This window comes from Brevibacillus borstelensis (assembly GCF_003710865.1).
Lineage (GTDB): Bacteria > Bacillota > Bacilli > Brevibacillales > Brevibacillaceae > Brevibacillus > Brevibacillus borstelensis.
In genome coordinates, this window is sequence record NZ_RHHO01000072.1 from 1 (window position 1) to 13,453 (window position 13,453).

A 13,453-nucleotide genomic window follows, 5' to 3' on the forward strand; every position below is an offset into this window, starting at 1 on the left:
CGCCGAGGTGGCGCGTTTTTATCGGAAAATGAAGCAATTTGTTATAAAAGACCTTACGGTTTTTTTCTGTTAAGCACTACGCTACATTTTGTTAAATATCATGGTTGGGGAAACTTTTTTCGAGGTGATCGTTCATGTTAGTTCTGAGCAGTATTATCCTGGCACTCATTTTCCCCAATAAAGTTGCACCTGACCAAATAGTTACATTTCAAAAGCATGCTGAAATATTACACGTCTCAACTGATTTACCTAAGATAGGTAACTGGTGGAGAGTGCCAAAAGGCGTTGATGAGATGACCATTTTTGTTAAAGCCAACAATACTGAAACAGTGCTGTTCTGGTTGATCCCAACCGGTACCCAAACATGGGGTCAAAGAGAACTAATCGGTTATGACAAGGACGGAAGTGATGGATGGACATTGACATGGAAGTTTGGAAATCGCGTTCTTCATGATCATATCCACGTACAAGCACTTGGTGATCAAACATTGTCTAACTCCTCCATTAACATAACAACAAGCTTTCTTTAATTACCGATTTTTTTAAATCAGCCTTTCAATCCACGCTTAACAATTAGACAATGATCGTATTTCGCCCAGTGAAATGACTTCCCATCTTCCCCAAATCATCGAACATACACCGACTTTCCCGATAACGAGATATCATCGACAATTCCATGATTCAAGTGCTTCCACTTGCTCCGATGGCAATTTGATTTGCGTGCTCGACTATATCGCCTTTTTTCAGACCATTTAGTGCTTCAGTTCGCATGCTGCTGTCCCTCCTCATTCGGGTTCATGTCCGCCAAGCGCGGAGCGTAGTAGTCGCTCAAGGTACTTCTCCCGCTTCGCGGAACCTCGACCAGCGAGCGCCGGTTAAGGCTGGTTCGTTGTCCCTTCAACCGGCTTTTCGGAAGTTCCGCCGGTAGGAAATCGGTGGCGTCATCATCCGGTCCCAAGAATGCAATCAAAATGCCACGCTTTTCTTTCCAGCTCCCCTTGGCCATCGGAATTAATTGAGAACGCTGTCGATCCAGATTACAGCCAGATAAATTTCTCCAAGTGGAAAAAAGGAACAAAAGCTGAACTCGTTTTTTGTGAGAAAGGCGAAGAAATTCTCACCACATATCATTTTGACGAAAAAGAATATCTACAGAAAGTTGTTATGTTGGAGTTGGTCGTGAAAGCATCATCTACGACAGAGAAAAAGAGATTGCTTCAATTATGGAGGAACTCACAGAGGCAGTGCGTAATGAATAGTTCCCAAAGATTCAAAGCACATAACAAACAAAGGAGAGCTTAGGCTCTCCTTTGACATTAATATCTCGTTTTCAATGCACCGCGCTGCATACGTCGCCAGCTTTGTCCCCTTATCCACCTGGTAGCTCTCGATGGCCTTGATCAGCCCAATCGTTCCGATGGAAATGAGGTCTTCGCTGTCCTCGCCGGTGTTTTCAAATTTTTTCACAATGTGGGCAACCAGCCGCAGGTTGTGCTCAATGAGCTTATTCCGGGCGATCGGGTCGCCTTTGGCCATCAGCCGGAGGTACTTTTCCTCTTCCGTGTCAGGCAGCGGTTGGGGAAAAGCATTGTTTTTGACGTAGGCCACGAACAGCATGATTTCCTTGATAAACAGAGAAAGCGCCGCAAAGATGCTGGACACGCTTGCCACCTCCCACGAAGGATATGCGCTTATTTCTATCCTTATGTGGGCGATTGCCTACTCGTGCATGTACAGGGAAACCGCAGGGAAAAATGATCGTTTCCACTTTGCTTGCACCTACGACACTTTCTTCGCCAAGCACTGATGAGTCACTGTGCAAAGGAGGATACGCATGTTCAGACATGGTGAGAATATCATCATCATCGAGAATATATGGTTTATTTTGGTTCCCTTGCTACTTGGGATTATCGGTTTGTCTTGTCTTCTTGTCGGAATCGTAAGGAAAGACAAAATAAGCCTGCTTGTCAGTACTGTCTGCTTTCTGTGTCTCTTCCTTTTTGCCACTGCTTGTCATTTCTTAATTCCACCGATAACCGGTTAATCCATAGAGCTGACGTCTCTTTCTGGATCGAATGCGTCAATTCGCCGTCGCCTTGCGGTAGTATCCCTCGGCCTTGCTCTTGTAGCCGTTTAAGATTTTATTCGCTGCCGCCAGCTCCTGTTTTGCTTTCCCGAGCGCTTCCTTTCCGGCTTGAGCCACTTCGTTGTACTTTTTCGTGCGGTTTTCTTTGTCGGCGATCTGCTCTTTTACCTGACTCCACAATACCTCAGCCTGATTCAAATCGCCTTGCATAATTTCGATAATATTGCTGATCGACTTGGCCTTTTGCCCTATGCTTGCATCGAGCACATGGATACCATCCATAACTGCGCTCATGCTGGCCACCATGGATGACTTTACCTCTGACATGCCTGTGTCTTGACCCAAAGCCGCTATTTCCTCCGAGAGCGCCTGCAAATCTGCGAGGTGCTGTTCGTAAATGGCCTGATCCTCGGAAACGTTCAAATCGGACAAATACTTCACATTTTCAGCGATATCCGCCTCCAGCTTTGTCAGCTGCTCCACTTTTTTTGCCAATTCCGCCGCTTCCTTCGCTTTTTGCTCGGCCCGCTGCTTTTTGATATCCTCCGCTCTCTCGCTGACCCGCTGATTCAAAGCCACAAGTTTTTCATTGTAGGCCGTTGTTTGTGTCGCCACAAGCTTCGTTTCCGGTTCATACTGCTCCAGCCATTGCCCATGGAAGACGAGCTCGTCCGGCGTCACTGCTGCGGCAACGGCTTGCCCCTGTTGTGTAGTCAGTGACAATTTCCCCTCTTCCAAAGAGCCTGTAAAAATATAGGTGGTGTTTGTCACTGCCGGGAGATCGTCGATCGTCTCAACCTTCGCTTCCTGTAGTTCTACGGTTACGTTCTCTTTTCCCGGAATGACCTTGGCGTGCAGGACCCGGTTCTCCTCTTCGTACACGTACCCCTCCGCGAGCCGAACCGCGGTAAAAGACCATACGGCAAAGCCGGCCGCTATCAGTATCAGTAAAGCAGCGATGATGACCACATGTTTCTTTTTCACTTGTACGGCGACCCCTTTACTTCCTTTTTTATTCGCGTCGGCACATCTATGACATATGCCGCAGCGCGCTTCTATCATTCTACCATATCCTGCCTCTGTGCCTCCTCATAGATCCCCAGGTTCGTTCCATACTACCAGGTCTTGTGAGGGAGTTTCTTCTCATTGTGGGGCCTACCGACTAGTTCTTCTTTTCACCAATGTCCCTCAGTTCGGTTACCTGTTCTGGATGGACATTTTGGGCCGGCTGTGAAATTCGGTTATGAACGATGGATGCGGCTGAACAAAAAGAGAGGACCCTTCGCATGTATCGCGAGTGTCCTCTCCTGGTGGTACTCTATATACGCCTTCAGGCTTTTCGCTTAGCCTGATGCGGCCTTCTGCCTTTGAATGCTACGACACCCGAAACCTCGAGACCAGCGTTCGCAGCTCCTCTGCCATTTTCTCCAACGCCCCGGCAGACGCCGCAATTTCCTGCATGGAGGCGAGCTGTTCTTCGGAAACGGATGCGACATTTTGCGAATTGGCTGCCGACTCTTCCGCAATTCGGGCCATCTCCTCGATAGACGCCTTGATTTGTTCGGAGCTGGCGGTCATCTCCTCGGCGACTGCGGTCACTTCCTGAATTTGCGCAGAGGTTTGCTCGACTGCGTGGAAAATGCGCTGGAAGCCTGCTCCTGTCTCTTCGACAATCTCCCTGCCTGCGGCTACTTCCTTCTGTCCTTGTTCCATGGCAGCAACGGCATGGGACGTATCAGATTGAATCTCACGGATCAGATTGGCGATTTGCTCGGCAGAGTTCTTGGACTGCTCGGCCAGTTTGCGCACTTCATCTGCCACGACTGCAAAGCCTCTACCGTGCTCTCCCGCTCGTGCCGCTTCAATCGCGGCGTTCAGAGCAAGCAGGTTGGTCTGATCGGAGATGCCGGTAATGACCTGGATGATCTCATCGATTTGCTTGGATCTTTGCTCCAGCCTCTTGACCACTTGGTCAGTTTGCCCGACGGCATCGCTGATCGTCTGCATCTGGTCGATAACCCTGTGAATCATTTCATTGCCGCGCTCGGTTTCTTTCGACGTCTCGACGGAAACCTCGGCTACGTTCGCTGCTGTTTGTGCTACCCGCTGGACGCCCAAATTCATCTCGGTAATGAGACGGACACTGTCTTCTACGCTGCGGCCCTGTACCTCCGCTCCATGAGCGACTCCCTGAATAGCAGACGCGATCTGGTTGGTCGCCTGAGTGGTCTGCTCTGCACTGGCAGTAAGCTGCTCGGATGAAGCGGCGACCTGCTGCGCATTGCCCACTACTTCCGTCACCAGCGTGCGGAGATTTTTCACCATCTGCCCAAAGGCCTGCGCCAGTTTGCCCAATTCGTCACGATTTTTGACGCGCCCGATCGCAACTGTCAAATCGCCGGCTGCGACCCGCTCTGCCGCAGCGGTCAACTGAACGATCGGCTTGGAAATATGGCGGGAGAGCCAAAAGCCGACGACGATCGCTGAGGCAATGGCGACCAAGCTGATGATCTTGATTGTATTGCGTATCTGCTCAACCAGCTCGCTGTTTTGCAAGGTCTCCGCTTCCATCAGCTTCTTTTCATTGTCCACGAGCAAATTTGCCAAATTTCTGATTTCGCGGGAGACTGGCATGGCATCGTTGAGAGCGACCCGCTTTGCGTTCTCCCAATCATTGGTGCCGATCAGCTTTTCGACTTGGACAGCCTTTTCCTTATACTGGTCATTCAAACGCTGCAGGCTTTCCAAAAGTGTTTTTTCTTCCTCCGTAGAAACCAATTCAACAGTCGATTTGATCGTGGCATCCAGAGTTTCAATCGCTTCGTCCATAGTACCGGCCGAATTCGCTTCGGCCAACAGAACGGCCCGTAGCGTGGAAATTTCCCGTGAAGCACTGTTTTGGATTTCTTTTGCATTTTCCAAAACCTGGACCCGTTTGCCAAGCAGTTCCGCATAGGAATCATTGAGCTGCTTGATAAATAAATAAGCAACGCCATTTGTAATCCCAAACATGAGCACGATACCCAAGAATCCCAGCAATAACTTGTTGCGAATAGACAGCGACAAATTCATCATCCTCCGTATATCATGCAAGATAAACCCCTACTCCATAGTACCCAATTATCATAATTTTCACAAGGAAGATAGTACCAATATATTGATAGATAAAACAAAGCCCCCGTGATCCTGCAGGAAAATCGGGGGCCACGTCCTTTGCATGAACGTCCTAGATCGGGACTGCCAGCATTTTGACCATATGATCGTACAAATGCCCGCTGACCATCAACGAGCCATCCGTCTGATACCCGATATGCTCGTATAACTGGCGTGCGCGAACATTGTCTTTTTCCACCAGCAGGGCTGTCCGTTCATACCCCTGCCGTATCGCTTCCTCTTCAAAACTGGCCAAAAGCCGCGTGCCAATGCCTTTTCCCCGATAATTCGGGTCGACGACAAGCGTATCGAGATAATATTCGTCTGAGCGTGCTTCTTTGACGATGATGGGAGCTGTTCCGGTTAGTTGTTCCAAGCGCTTGGCAAATGGCCTGTCCAGCTCCTCGGTTCTGCTCCCGTGATAGCTGATCAAAAGGCCTGCCGGTTTCCCTTCGGCTACGGCGATCATGCAATTTTCATGGCTGATCCGGTTCTGTTTTTCCCGGAAAAACTGCTCCATGACTTTAATGGCCTCATCCTGTTTATCCGCTCCGGTCAATGTGTGGGCAATATCCCCGATTGCTTCATAGATCAGAGGGGCCGCCCAACTTGCGTCCTCTGGTGCCGCGTATCGTATCATGTTTGCCTCCTTGCATTCCCCTGTCAGAACTCTGTGTTCTGTCTACGTATAGACATACTATACCATTTTGCCATAACAATGAAAAAAGGTCGATCCCATAGAAAAAAGACGCTCTTTCAAAAAGAGCGCCTCCTTGCTGGCGAATGCCTATACAATCATTTTTTCAATGGTGAGCGAACGGTGGTTTCGCAGATCAACAAATTCCTTTTTCCTGCGGACCAACGGCCTCATCGGTTCATCTTGATGAATGAGAATGATTTCGACCTCTTCCCCGTCATTCAGCCTTGCCCTGGCCCCGACGTACAGCTGCGCAATGTAGCGGACAAACACGGTAACAATTTCAATGTTGAGCAGCCCCTCACAGGCCGATTTCCACAGAAGTTGGGCCGCTTCAAAGGGCGATGTGCGGGTCTTGTACACACGGTCTGAACAGATCGCGTCAAACATGTCGGCAACGGCAAGCACCTGGCATTCAATCGGAATATTCTCCTTGGTCCTTCCTTCCGGATAGCCGGAGCCGTCCAGCCGCTCATGGTGAAGCAGAGCACAAAGCAAGAGAGTTTCACAGCATCCTTCCATCTCGTTGATCAGCTCATTACCATAGACGGTGTGCTGCTTCATCTGGGCAAATTCTTCGTCCGTCAATTTCCCCGGCTTGAGCAAAATCTCTTTGGGAACCTTCATTTTTCCGATATCGTGCAAAAAGCCAGCAGCTCCCATGATCTTGACGCGCTCGTCGTCCCACTTGAGGAGCTGGGCTATCAAGGTTGAGAGAATGCCGACGTTTATGGAATGGCGGTATGTATAGCTGTCAGCTCCCTCAAGTACATACAGGGAGCGAAACAGTCCCATTCGCTTTTTGGTGCAATTGGCGACTTTGTGAAATGCTTCTGTAAATTCCTCCAGCCGAGGCATTCGCTCCAGCTCAACGCTTTCGAACAAGCGGCGCGTATCTTCCATCGCTTCCAAATAAAATGCCACGCTTTCCTGATCCGTCCCTAAATCCATCAGCTGATTAGAAATTTCTTCACCGTTCCCCTCGGACCAGGTGCGATCCGTAATATGCACATGATTGATCCGCTGTTTGCGAAAAAGCTGTACATGCGTTTCCGTGAGAACCGTTCCTTTTTGCAGCAGGAGGATCCCGCTATGCGAATACAAATCCTTTTCGAGGACGCGTCCAACCAACAAGAGATTAACAGAAGCCAATGGCATAGGATCAAAACCTTTCCTGCAACACTCTTTTCCTAAATTATAGGAAAAGCGCCTTTTGACTTACAACCCTTTTTTTGCCTTACATGGGTAATTGACCCGGGTCACCTGACTTGATCTCGTCATATGATAGGAGGCGGCCTTTATAAAAAGCATCGGATTTGCAGCGAAGGAGGTTTTCCTGCAATGGCTTCATTGTATCTCACACCAAAGGTATGGCGGCAGATTGAGCAAGCCGTACGAAAAAACCCCTATCTGGAGACGGGCGGCGTCCTGATGGGGTATCCGATAAGCGAGGATAGAGAAGAATGGCTTGTGACCTATGCCAGCGGACCTGGTCCCAAAGCCATTCATCAGCCCCACTCGATCATGTTTGACGACCAGCATTTGCGCAACCTGGTGAGAAAACAGCGAAGACGCAGACCGTGGCAATACATTGGAGATTGGCACAGCCATACGGTTCGCCGATTGTCCCCGAGCAAAGGGGATCGACGGACCATTTGGGAAAAGGCATCACAGTCTGTGTACATGTCCACTTCCCCTTTCATGCTGATCGTCGGTCTAAACAAGCGCAATCAATTGCAGGGCAGAGCCTACAGTCTTGGCGATACCCTTTCCGAGGTAAAGGATCTCAGAGTGATCGACCGGCAATTTCTTCAACAACGTCTTGAAAAATCTCCATAGCCCTGTTTCCGGTCGACACCGGCTGATTTTCGGCAACAACACAAATGGCATAGCGCGGGTTGTCAGCCGGAGCGTAGCCAGCAAACCACAAATGGTTTCTCTCGTTATGCCCGGCTCCCGTCTGAGCCGTTCCGCTTTTGCCGGCAATCGGCCATGAGCTGTTGTTCAAAAGCTTCCCCGTACCGCTCGTGACCACAAGTCTCAATAGTGTTCTCAGCTTTTTGGCAGTCACATAATCAATTCCCGCTTCGTCCAGGGACTGAACGGGAAACCGAAAAAACGATTGGCCGTTTTTATACGTGATTTCCTGTACAAGCCTTGCCTGGCCCGGCTGTCCCCCACGGGCGATCGTCGCCATCATATTGGCAATCTGCAGCGGGGTCATTCGGACATCTCGCTGTCCGATTGCTGTCTGAATCAATACGCCTTCGTCTTTTCGCGACACGTCATCCAAATAGACCCGCCCTTTTTCCTCGCCGTCTATTTGGCGAAAGCCTTCCAGTTTGAACAGATGAGCTGTACGATCCCCTACCTGTGTCAGCAATCCCAATCGCCGGGCATACTCCTCCAGCTTTTCCCCGCCTACCCGCTTGGCGATCTCTGCAAACGCGATATTGCAAGAGTGGGCAAATGCCTCGTCCATTGTCAGCGATCCGTGACCTTCCTTTTTCCAGCAGGAAAATCCGTATTTGCCGTAGCTGCCGCTGCAGTGAAACCGTTCCGTCGGCGAGATGATCCCCTCCGAAAGAGCGGCGGCAGCCACTACGGTTTTAAAAACCGAGCCCGGCGGAAGCTGCTTGACCGCACGATTTTGCCAATCCCCTTTCTCTGCCTCCACCCTGGACTGATCGTAGGCGGGGCGGCTCGCCATCGCCAGAACATCGCCAGTGGAGACGTCCAGAACGACTACTGAACCTACGTTCAGGCCTCGCTGGTCGATAATCCGCTCCACGCTCCGCTGCATCTGGGCATCCAGTGTCGAAAGCAGCGAAAGCGGGTAGTACTCGTTTTGCTGACTCGTATAGCGGATATCCAGACCTCGCAGCGGGTTCCCTTCTCCATCCACGTAATAAGACAGGACAGATGGCTCGATTCCTTGCAAAAACCTGTCAAAGCTCCTTTCAAGACCCGATGCCCCTACCGTAGTCTCGGCATTTTTCTTCCCTTGCTTCCATTCATCCGGGTAGAGCGATTGGACCAGCTCCGGGTTCCGGTGGATATATCCGATCACATGTTTGGCAACCTCTTCGCTCCGATACCGTTCCGTTACTGCCAATGAGACAATCCCGGGGATCGCCAGCTTGTTGATCCTCTCCGCCTGCTTTTCCGAAAGCGCCACCAGGCGTTTGGACGTATCTCTCAGCATCACAGGAGTCTTGGCGTTTTTCATCAGGTCATTCAGCTGCTCTTCGCTCACACCTGCAATCGAAGCGACCTGTTTTAATCCGTCGGTCCCTTTCAAGCTGCCGCGGGCCAGTGGAAACAGGATCAGCGCCAGCTGCTCTTCTCCTGTGAACCGGTAGCCGTTTCGATCCAGGATATCTCCCCTGCCGCTGTGAAGGACGATGCTCTGTTGCCTCTGTTTCACCGCGTTTTTCACCAGATCGATGCCTCTCTTTGTAAAGCGGTGAGCCGCCCCCACCTGAATCCACCACAGCCTCGCGACGAGGCCGAGCCATAGAACAGTCATTCCCAGCAACAAAATGAATTGTCTTCTTTTCATCCTCCGCTCCAGCTGCATCCCTCATCCCTCCAGCCTTTTCCATCCAGTATGTCCCGAATGAAGGCGGCGGAAACAAAAAACACGCCTCATGATGGGCGTGTTCTGCACGTCGTTTTCGTTTCCGACATTCGTTTTCAGCGATTTGCCACCTGCTGCTTTTCCAGCAGGATATCGCGTATTTTCGTCGACAATAAATCAAGGGCTACCCGGTTGTATCCGCCTTCAGGGACGATCACATCAGCGTACCGCTTTGTAGGCTCGATAAATTGCAGATGCATCGGGCGGACAACCTCCAGATACTGGCTCACGACAGACTCGAGAGAGCGGCCCCTCTCTTCGATATCCCGTACGATTCTGCGGACAATCCGCACATCGGCATCCGTATCGACAAATACCTTGATGTCCATCAGCTCGCGAATCCGGGGGTCCTCCAAAATCAGCATGCCTTCCAAAATGATGACATCCTTCGGTTCGACCCGTACCGTTTCCTGCTTGCGGTTGTGCACCTTGAAGTCGTAGATGGGCTTTTCGATTGCTCTGCCTTCGATCAACTCTTGCAACTGGGCCAGCAGGAGGTCATTGTCAAACGCAAACGGATGGTCATAATTGGTGAGCACCCGCTCCTCCAGGCTCAAGTGGCTCTGATCCTTGTAGTACGAATCCTGCTCAATCATCGTGACGCTGTCATTTTGAAATTGTCGGTACAATTCTCTTGCTACTGTAGTTTTGCCGGAACCGCTGCCCCCAGCTACCCCAATCACAACGGGGTGACCCATGATTCATATCCCCTTCCTCATGCAGCCCTCTTCAACAGTTTTGTTCGAGGTTATCTTTGTCGCTTGTTATCTTTTTTTAAAACTGACAGCCAGACCGTCTCCGACAGGGATAAACGCAGTTTCCAGGTCGGGATGCTGGGCCAGATAGTGATTAAAGCCAATCAGCTTGTCCACCATGGGACGCAGTCTTTTCCCGGCTTCCTCCGGAGTGGCAACAAGACCGCGGAACAAGACATTGTCTGTCAGCACCATGCCGCCCGGCCGCAGCAGCGGCAGATACAGGTCCAGAAACGCACGGTACTGTCCCTTTGCCGCATCGATAAACAGACAATCGAAATGATACGAATCCGGAAGGCCGGTCGTAGCGTCTTTGAGAAGAACCTCTACCCGGTCTGCAACGCCTGCCTCGCTCAAGTTCGCTCTCGCTCTATGCAGTCTTTCCTCGTCGATGTCCATCGTCACAATCCGCGCTTGCGGTGCCGCTTCGGCCATCCAGATCGTCGAATACCCGATCGCCGTTCCGACTTCGAGGATTTGCTCCGGGCGGTGAAGCTGCAGATAAGACCGCATCACCTGGGCAGTAGGCAACTGCACAATCGGTATGCCTTCTGCCTGCGCCTCTGCTTCCATGCGCTGCAGCAATGGAGAACGCGGGGGAACCAGTCCCGATACATATTCGTCGATCGCAGGATTGGTTATCATCACGTCACCCCCTTTTTTACAACCGAATTATTATATCACAAAGCCATTGCAATAGCAGAATACGCTGCTATTTTCCCCGGCTCTTTTTATCCAGTGCGTTGTGCTCTGCCAGCGTTTTGGAGAAGTAATGCTCCGAGGTGCCGTCCTTTTTCGTGACATAGAAAAAGTAATCATGGCTCTCCGGCGATACGGCAGCAGCGAGCGACGCTCTGCCCGGATTGGCGATCGGACCGGGAGGCAGGCCTGGGTGCAGATACGTATTGTACGGACTTTCTACCTTCAAGTCGTCATACGTAATTCTGTCCCGCTGCTTTCCGAGCACGAATTGGACAGTGGCGTCCGCCTGCAGAAGCCAGCCTTCCCGCATCCGGTTGTAGTATACGCCGGCTACGATCGGACGCTCCTTGTCGACGACGACCTCTCTTTCGATAATGGAAGCGAGGGTAACCGCCTCATCGATGGTCATTTTTCGCTTCGTGAGCTGCTGTGTCCATTCCGGCTTCCACTCTTTCTGGAACTGGGCCAGCATCCTGGAAATAATCTCGTGCTCATCGGCTTCCTTCTTGATCTCATAGGTTTCCGGAAACAGGTACCCCTCCAGGCGATGCTTGCGCCCTTCCTTTTGCGGTATCGCAGCGACGAACGGAAACTCGGGGAAGCTGCCCTGGTTTACCTCCTGCAGAAACTTTGCTTTGTCTACCAAGCCTTTCTCGGCCAGGTGATCAGCGATCTGTTCTACATTCCAGCCTTCCGGGATCGTAAAGCGCATCGCATTGACGACGGTTTTTCCCTCTTCCATCGCTTGCAGCATCTGATCGATCGTTTGCCCTGTCTGGAACTGATAGTCTCCGGCCTGCAAGCGGGAGCCTGTCCCTTTGTACTTGACATAGTATGCGAAAAGATCGGGATTCCGTATCAATCCATTCTCATGCAAAATGCGGCCAATCTGTTTTACGGATGAACCGGACGGAATTTGCACTTCTTTTATAACGGCTTCTCCGGCCACTGGCTGCAAGCCCTGATACACGTAGTAGATCAATCCTGCTGTACCGAGCAGCACCAGCAGGAATAAGATGACGACTGTACGGAAAAAACGGCCTCCCCTTCTCCGCTTTTGCACTGGCGGCCAATTCGATTGGTCGTCGTGTTTGATTGACATAGGATTCACTAAAAGAGTCCTCCTTCTTGGTGGCGCCTTTCTCCATTTCTGCGGCAAGCCACACTCGGGCGATCGGGTAAAAGGTAACCGCCCATTATCTGTTTCATTATACCGAAGGCATGTCTACCTTGTCATCAACTCCTGAGCAGAAGCATTTTCCGGGAAAAAAGCAGGATTTCCCCTAATAAGAATGGAAGAAATAAACAAATAATTAGGAAGGAATTTTGCAGGATGAAACGCTTTTTCACCTTTCTGGAATGGTTCTTGGTTATTTGTCTCGGGGGGCAAGTCCTTCTTCTCTTGATCGCCTCGTTCACGGTGCTGTTTGCCAACGCAGATGAAATACGTTCTGCCAAAAAGGAGGGCACGTTCTATCCAGGTCCCGGCATCTCCCAAACGTATTATAACCGGGAATTGACGGTGGACGGAGTCAGGTACGACGGGAGCACGCTGAAGGTTTATATGACGAGCCGCGGTTCTGGATCGGCCAGTCTTCCCAGCTTTGTAAATATTGCTTCCGATACGGGTCAAGATCTAGACGTTAGATCAGGGGGACAATCGATCAGTTGGTTTGTTTCCAAAGGGTACTACCTGATAAAAGAAGCTCCATCCGATCTGCAATCCATCCGCATATATGCCGAAAGCTACGGCCAATCCTTCTCCTTTACCGTTCCCCTGGCCAAAGGAGGGATGGAATAATGCAAGAGCGCTTGCTAATGCGGGAACGCAGAAACCGCTTGATCCGCTGGTTGATTATTGCCGTATCCGTGATGATCCTGTTTCCGCTTTACTACCCAAGCCCGTGGTCGCCAAAAACCGCTGTTCGGCAGACCCTTGAAGGAATGGCCTTACCTTCCGATACCATCGAGGTGGTATCCATGATTCAAACAGGAAGCATGTACTCTGTCCTTTTTTACGATGAAGAGCATGAGCTTTACCACCATTTTTTCATGGACCGGCCGTTCGGCGTTCTCTGGCGAAACAGCGGCGGAGGCGGTGGGTATACCTTTGACCCGAACGAAATCCTAAAAATGAGCTGGGGCGGACAGCGGGAGGATGACAACTGGTACAGCTACGCTGTCGACCAAGTCAATGACCCGCGAATCCGCACGCTAACCGTCGAATGGAGTGACGGGGTCAAGCAATCGATGCAGCCGATCAAAGGCTTGTATCACTTTGCCCGTGTATTTGGAAAGGACGAGAAAGCAGCCGCCGTTCTTCTGGCCTATGATGCAGAGGGCAGGCTGATCTACCGTTTGGATGAGAACCAGCCGGCAATTCGCAAACAATAGATATGGTGTAGAGTAGAGAACTGAAA

The 13,453-nt window shown here is 50.8% G+C and carries 14 protein-coding genes; 4 read left to right on the forward strand and 10 right to left on the reverse strand.

Translation table 11 applies throughout. The annotated features are described in order from the left end of the window. Nucleotides 1-134 precede the first annotated feature (134 nt). Nucleotides 135-530 (forward strand): hypothetical protein, encoded by a 396-nt coding sequence (locus EDM54_RS25315; protein ID WP_122959056.1) that lies wholly within the window; start codon nucleotides 135-137, stop codon nucleotides 528-530. A gap of 230 nt (nucleotides 531-760) precedes the next feature. Here EDM54_RS25315 and EDM54_RS25320 read toward each other — a convergent pair whose 3' ends face one another. The 6 genes from EDM54_RS25320 to EDM54_RS25350 form a co-directional block, all read right to left on the reverse strand. Further along, the gene (locus EDM54_RS25320) at nucleotides 761-970 is read right to left on the reverse strand and encodes a hypothetical protein (RefSeq protein WP_141334276.1); all 210 of its coding nucleotides are present in this window, start codon (nucleotides 968-970) and stop codon (nucleotides 761-763) included. A gap of 263 nt (nucleotides 971-1,233) precedes the next feature. After that, nucleotides 1,234-1,662 (reverse strand): sigma-70 family RNA polymerase sigma factor, encoded by a 429-nt coding sequence (locus tag EDM54_RS25325; protein ID WP_003387514.1) that lies wholly within the window; start codon nucleotides 1,660-1,662, stop codon nucleotides 1,234-1,236. 418 nt (nucleotides 1,663-2,080) lie between these two features. Beyond that, entirely contained in the window at nucleotides 2,081-3,070 is a 990-nt protein-coding gene (locus EDM54_RS25335; RefSeq protein WP_003387516.1) for a hypothetical protein, read from the reverse strand. A gap of 390 nt (nucleotides 3,071-3,460) precedes the next feature. Beyond that, the gene (locus EDM54_RS25340; protein WP_141334278.1) at nucleotides 3,461-5,179 is read right to left on the reverse strand and encodes a methyl-accepting chemotaxis protein; all 1,719 of its coding nucleotides are present in this window, start codon (nucleotides 5,177-5,179) and stop codon (nucleotides 3,461-3,463) included. A 133-nt stretch (nucleotides 5,180-5,312) separates the two neighbouring features. Continuing rightward, nucleotides 5,313-5,879: a GNAT family N-acetyltransferase gene (locus tag EDM54_RS25345; RefSeq protein WP_122959057.1), complete on the reverse strand. Its 567-nt coding sequence runs from the start codon at nucleotides 5,877-5,879 to the stop codon at nucleotides 5,313-5,315. Nucleotides 5,880-6,026: 147 nt separating this feature from the next. After that, a complete protein-coding gene (locus tag EDM54_RS25350; RefSeq protein ID WP_122959058.1) occupies nucleotides 6,027-7,094 on the reverse strand; it encodes an HD-GYP domain-containing protein in 1,068 nt (355 codons plus the stop codon). 183 nt (nucleotides 7,095-7,277) lie between these two features. Here EDM54_RS25350 and EDM54_RS25355 point away from each other — a divergent pair, with 183 nt between their 5' ends. Further along, nucleotides 7,278-7,775, forward strand: coding sequence for a Mov34/MPN/PAD-1 family protein (locus EDM54_RS25355; protein WP_024983692.1), 498 nt, complete (start codon nucleotides 7,278-7,280; stop codon nucleotides 7,773-7,775). Here EDM54_RS25355 and EDM54_RS25360 read toward each other — a convergent pair. The 4 genes from EDM54_RS25360 to mltG form a co-directional block, all read right to left on the reverse strand. After that, nucleotides 7,723-9,516 (reverse strand): peptidoglycan D,D-transpeptidase FtsI family protein, encoded by a 1,794-nt coding sequence (locus EDM54_RS25360; protein WP_122959059.1) that lies wholly within the window; start codon nucleotides 9,514-9,516, stop codon nucleotides 7,723-7,725. The genes EDM54_RS25355 and EDM54_RS25360 overlap by 53 nt on opposite strands. Before the next feature lie 116 nt (nucleotides 9,517-9,632). Beyond that, complete coding sequence (gene udk / locus EDM54_RS25365; RefSeq protein ID WP_003387525.1) at nucleotides 9,633-10,274, reverse strand: uridine kinase; 642 nt, start codon at nucleotides 10,272-10,274, stop codon at nucleotides 9,633-9,635. A gap of 66 nt (nucleotides 10,275-10,340) precedes the next feature. After that, on the reverse strand, nucleotides 10,341-10,976 hold the full coding sequence (locus EDM54_RS25370) for an O-methyltransferase (RefSeq protein WP_003387526.1): 636 nt from the start codon (nucleotides 10,974-10,976) through the stop codon (nucleotides 10,341-10,343). A gap of 67 nt (nucleotides 10,977-11,043) precedes the next feature. Then, nucleotides 11,044-12,144 carry an endolytic transglycosylase MltG gene (gene mltG / locus EDM54_RS25375; protein ID WP_003387527.1) on the reverse strand — a complete coding sequence of 367 codons (1,101 nt, stop codon included), beginning with the start codon at nucleotides 12,142-12,144 and terminating at the stop codon, nucleotides 11,044-11,046. A gap of 222 nt (nucleotides 12,145-12,366) precedes the next feature. Between mltG and EDM54_RS25380 the strand changes: the two genes are divergently transcribed. Both EDM54_RS25380 and EDM54_RS25385 read left to right on the forward strand, forming a co-directional pair. Further along, entirely contained in the window at nucleotides 12,367-12,834 is a 468-nt protein-coding gene (locus tag EDM54_RS25380; protein ID WP_024983691.1) for a hypothetical protein, read from the forward strand. Continuing rightward, on the forward strand, nucleotides 12,834-13,427 hold the full coding sequence (locus tag EDM54_RS25385; protein WP_024983690.1) for a hypothetical protein: 594 nt from the start codon (nucleotides 12,834-12,836) through the stop codon (nucleotides 13,425-13,427). Before EDM54_RS25380 ends, EDM54_RS25385 begins: the two co-directional genes overlap by 1 nt. Nucleotides 13,428-13,453: the final 26 nt, after the last annotated feature.

Excerpts from the sequence above, each read along its gene's own strand:
- EDM54_RS25315 (WP_122959056.1), top strand. The coding sequence starts at position 135 with ATGTTAGTTCTGAGCAGTATTATCCTGGCACTCATTTTCCCCAATAAA.
- EDM54_RS25345 (WP_122959057.1), bottom strand. The coding sequence starts at position 5,879 with ATGATACGATACGCGGCACCAGAGGACGCAAGTTGGGCGGCCCCTCTG.
- EDM54_RS25350 (WP_122959058.1), bottom strand. The coding sequence starts at position 7,094 with ATGCCATTGGCTTCTGTTAATCTCTTGTTGGTTGGACGCGTCCTCGAA.
- EDM54_RS25355 (WP_024983692.1), top strand. The coding sequence starts at position 7,278 with ATGGCTTCATTGTATCTCACACCAAAGGTATGGCGGCAGATTGAGCAA.
- EDM54_RS25360 (WP_122959059.1), bottom strand. The coding sequence starts at position 9,516 with ATGCAGCTGGAGCGGAGGATGAAAAGAAGACAATTCATTTTGTTGCTG.
- udk (WP_003387525.1), bottom strand. The coding sequence starts at position 10,274 with ATGGGTCACCCCGTTGTGATTGGGGTAGCTGGGGGCAGCGGTTCCGGC.
- EDM54_RS25370 (WP_003387526.1), bottom strand. The coding sequence starts at position 10,976 with ATGATAACCAATCCTGCGATCGACGAATATGTATCGGGACTGGTTCCC.
- EDM54_RS25380 (WP_024983691.1), top strand. The coding sequence starts at position 12,367 with ATGAAACGCTTTTTCACCTTTCTGGAATGGTTCTTGGTTATTTGTCTC.
- EDM54_RS25385 (WP_024983690.1), top strand. The coding sequence starts at position 12,834 with ATGCAAGAGCGCTTGCTAATGCGGGAACGCAGAAACCGCTTGATCCGC.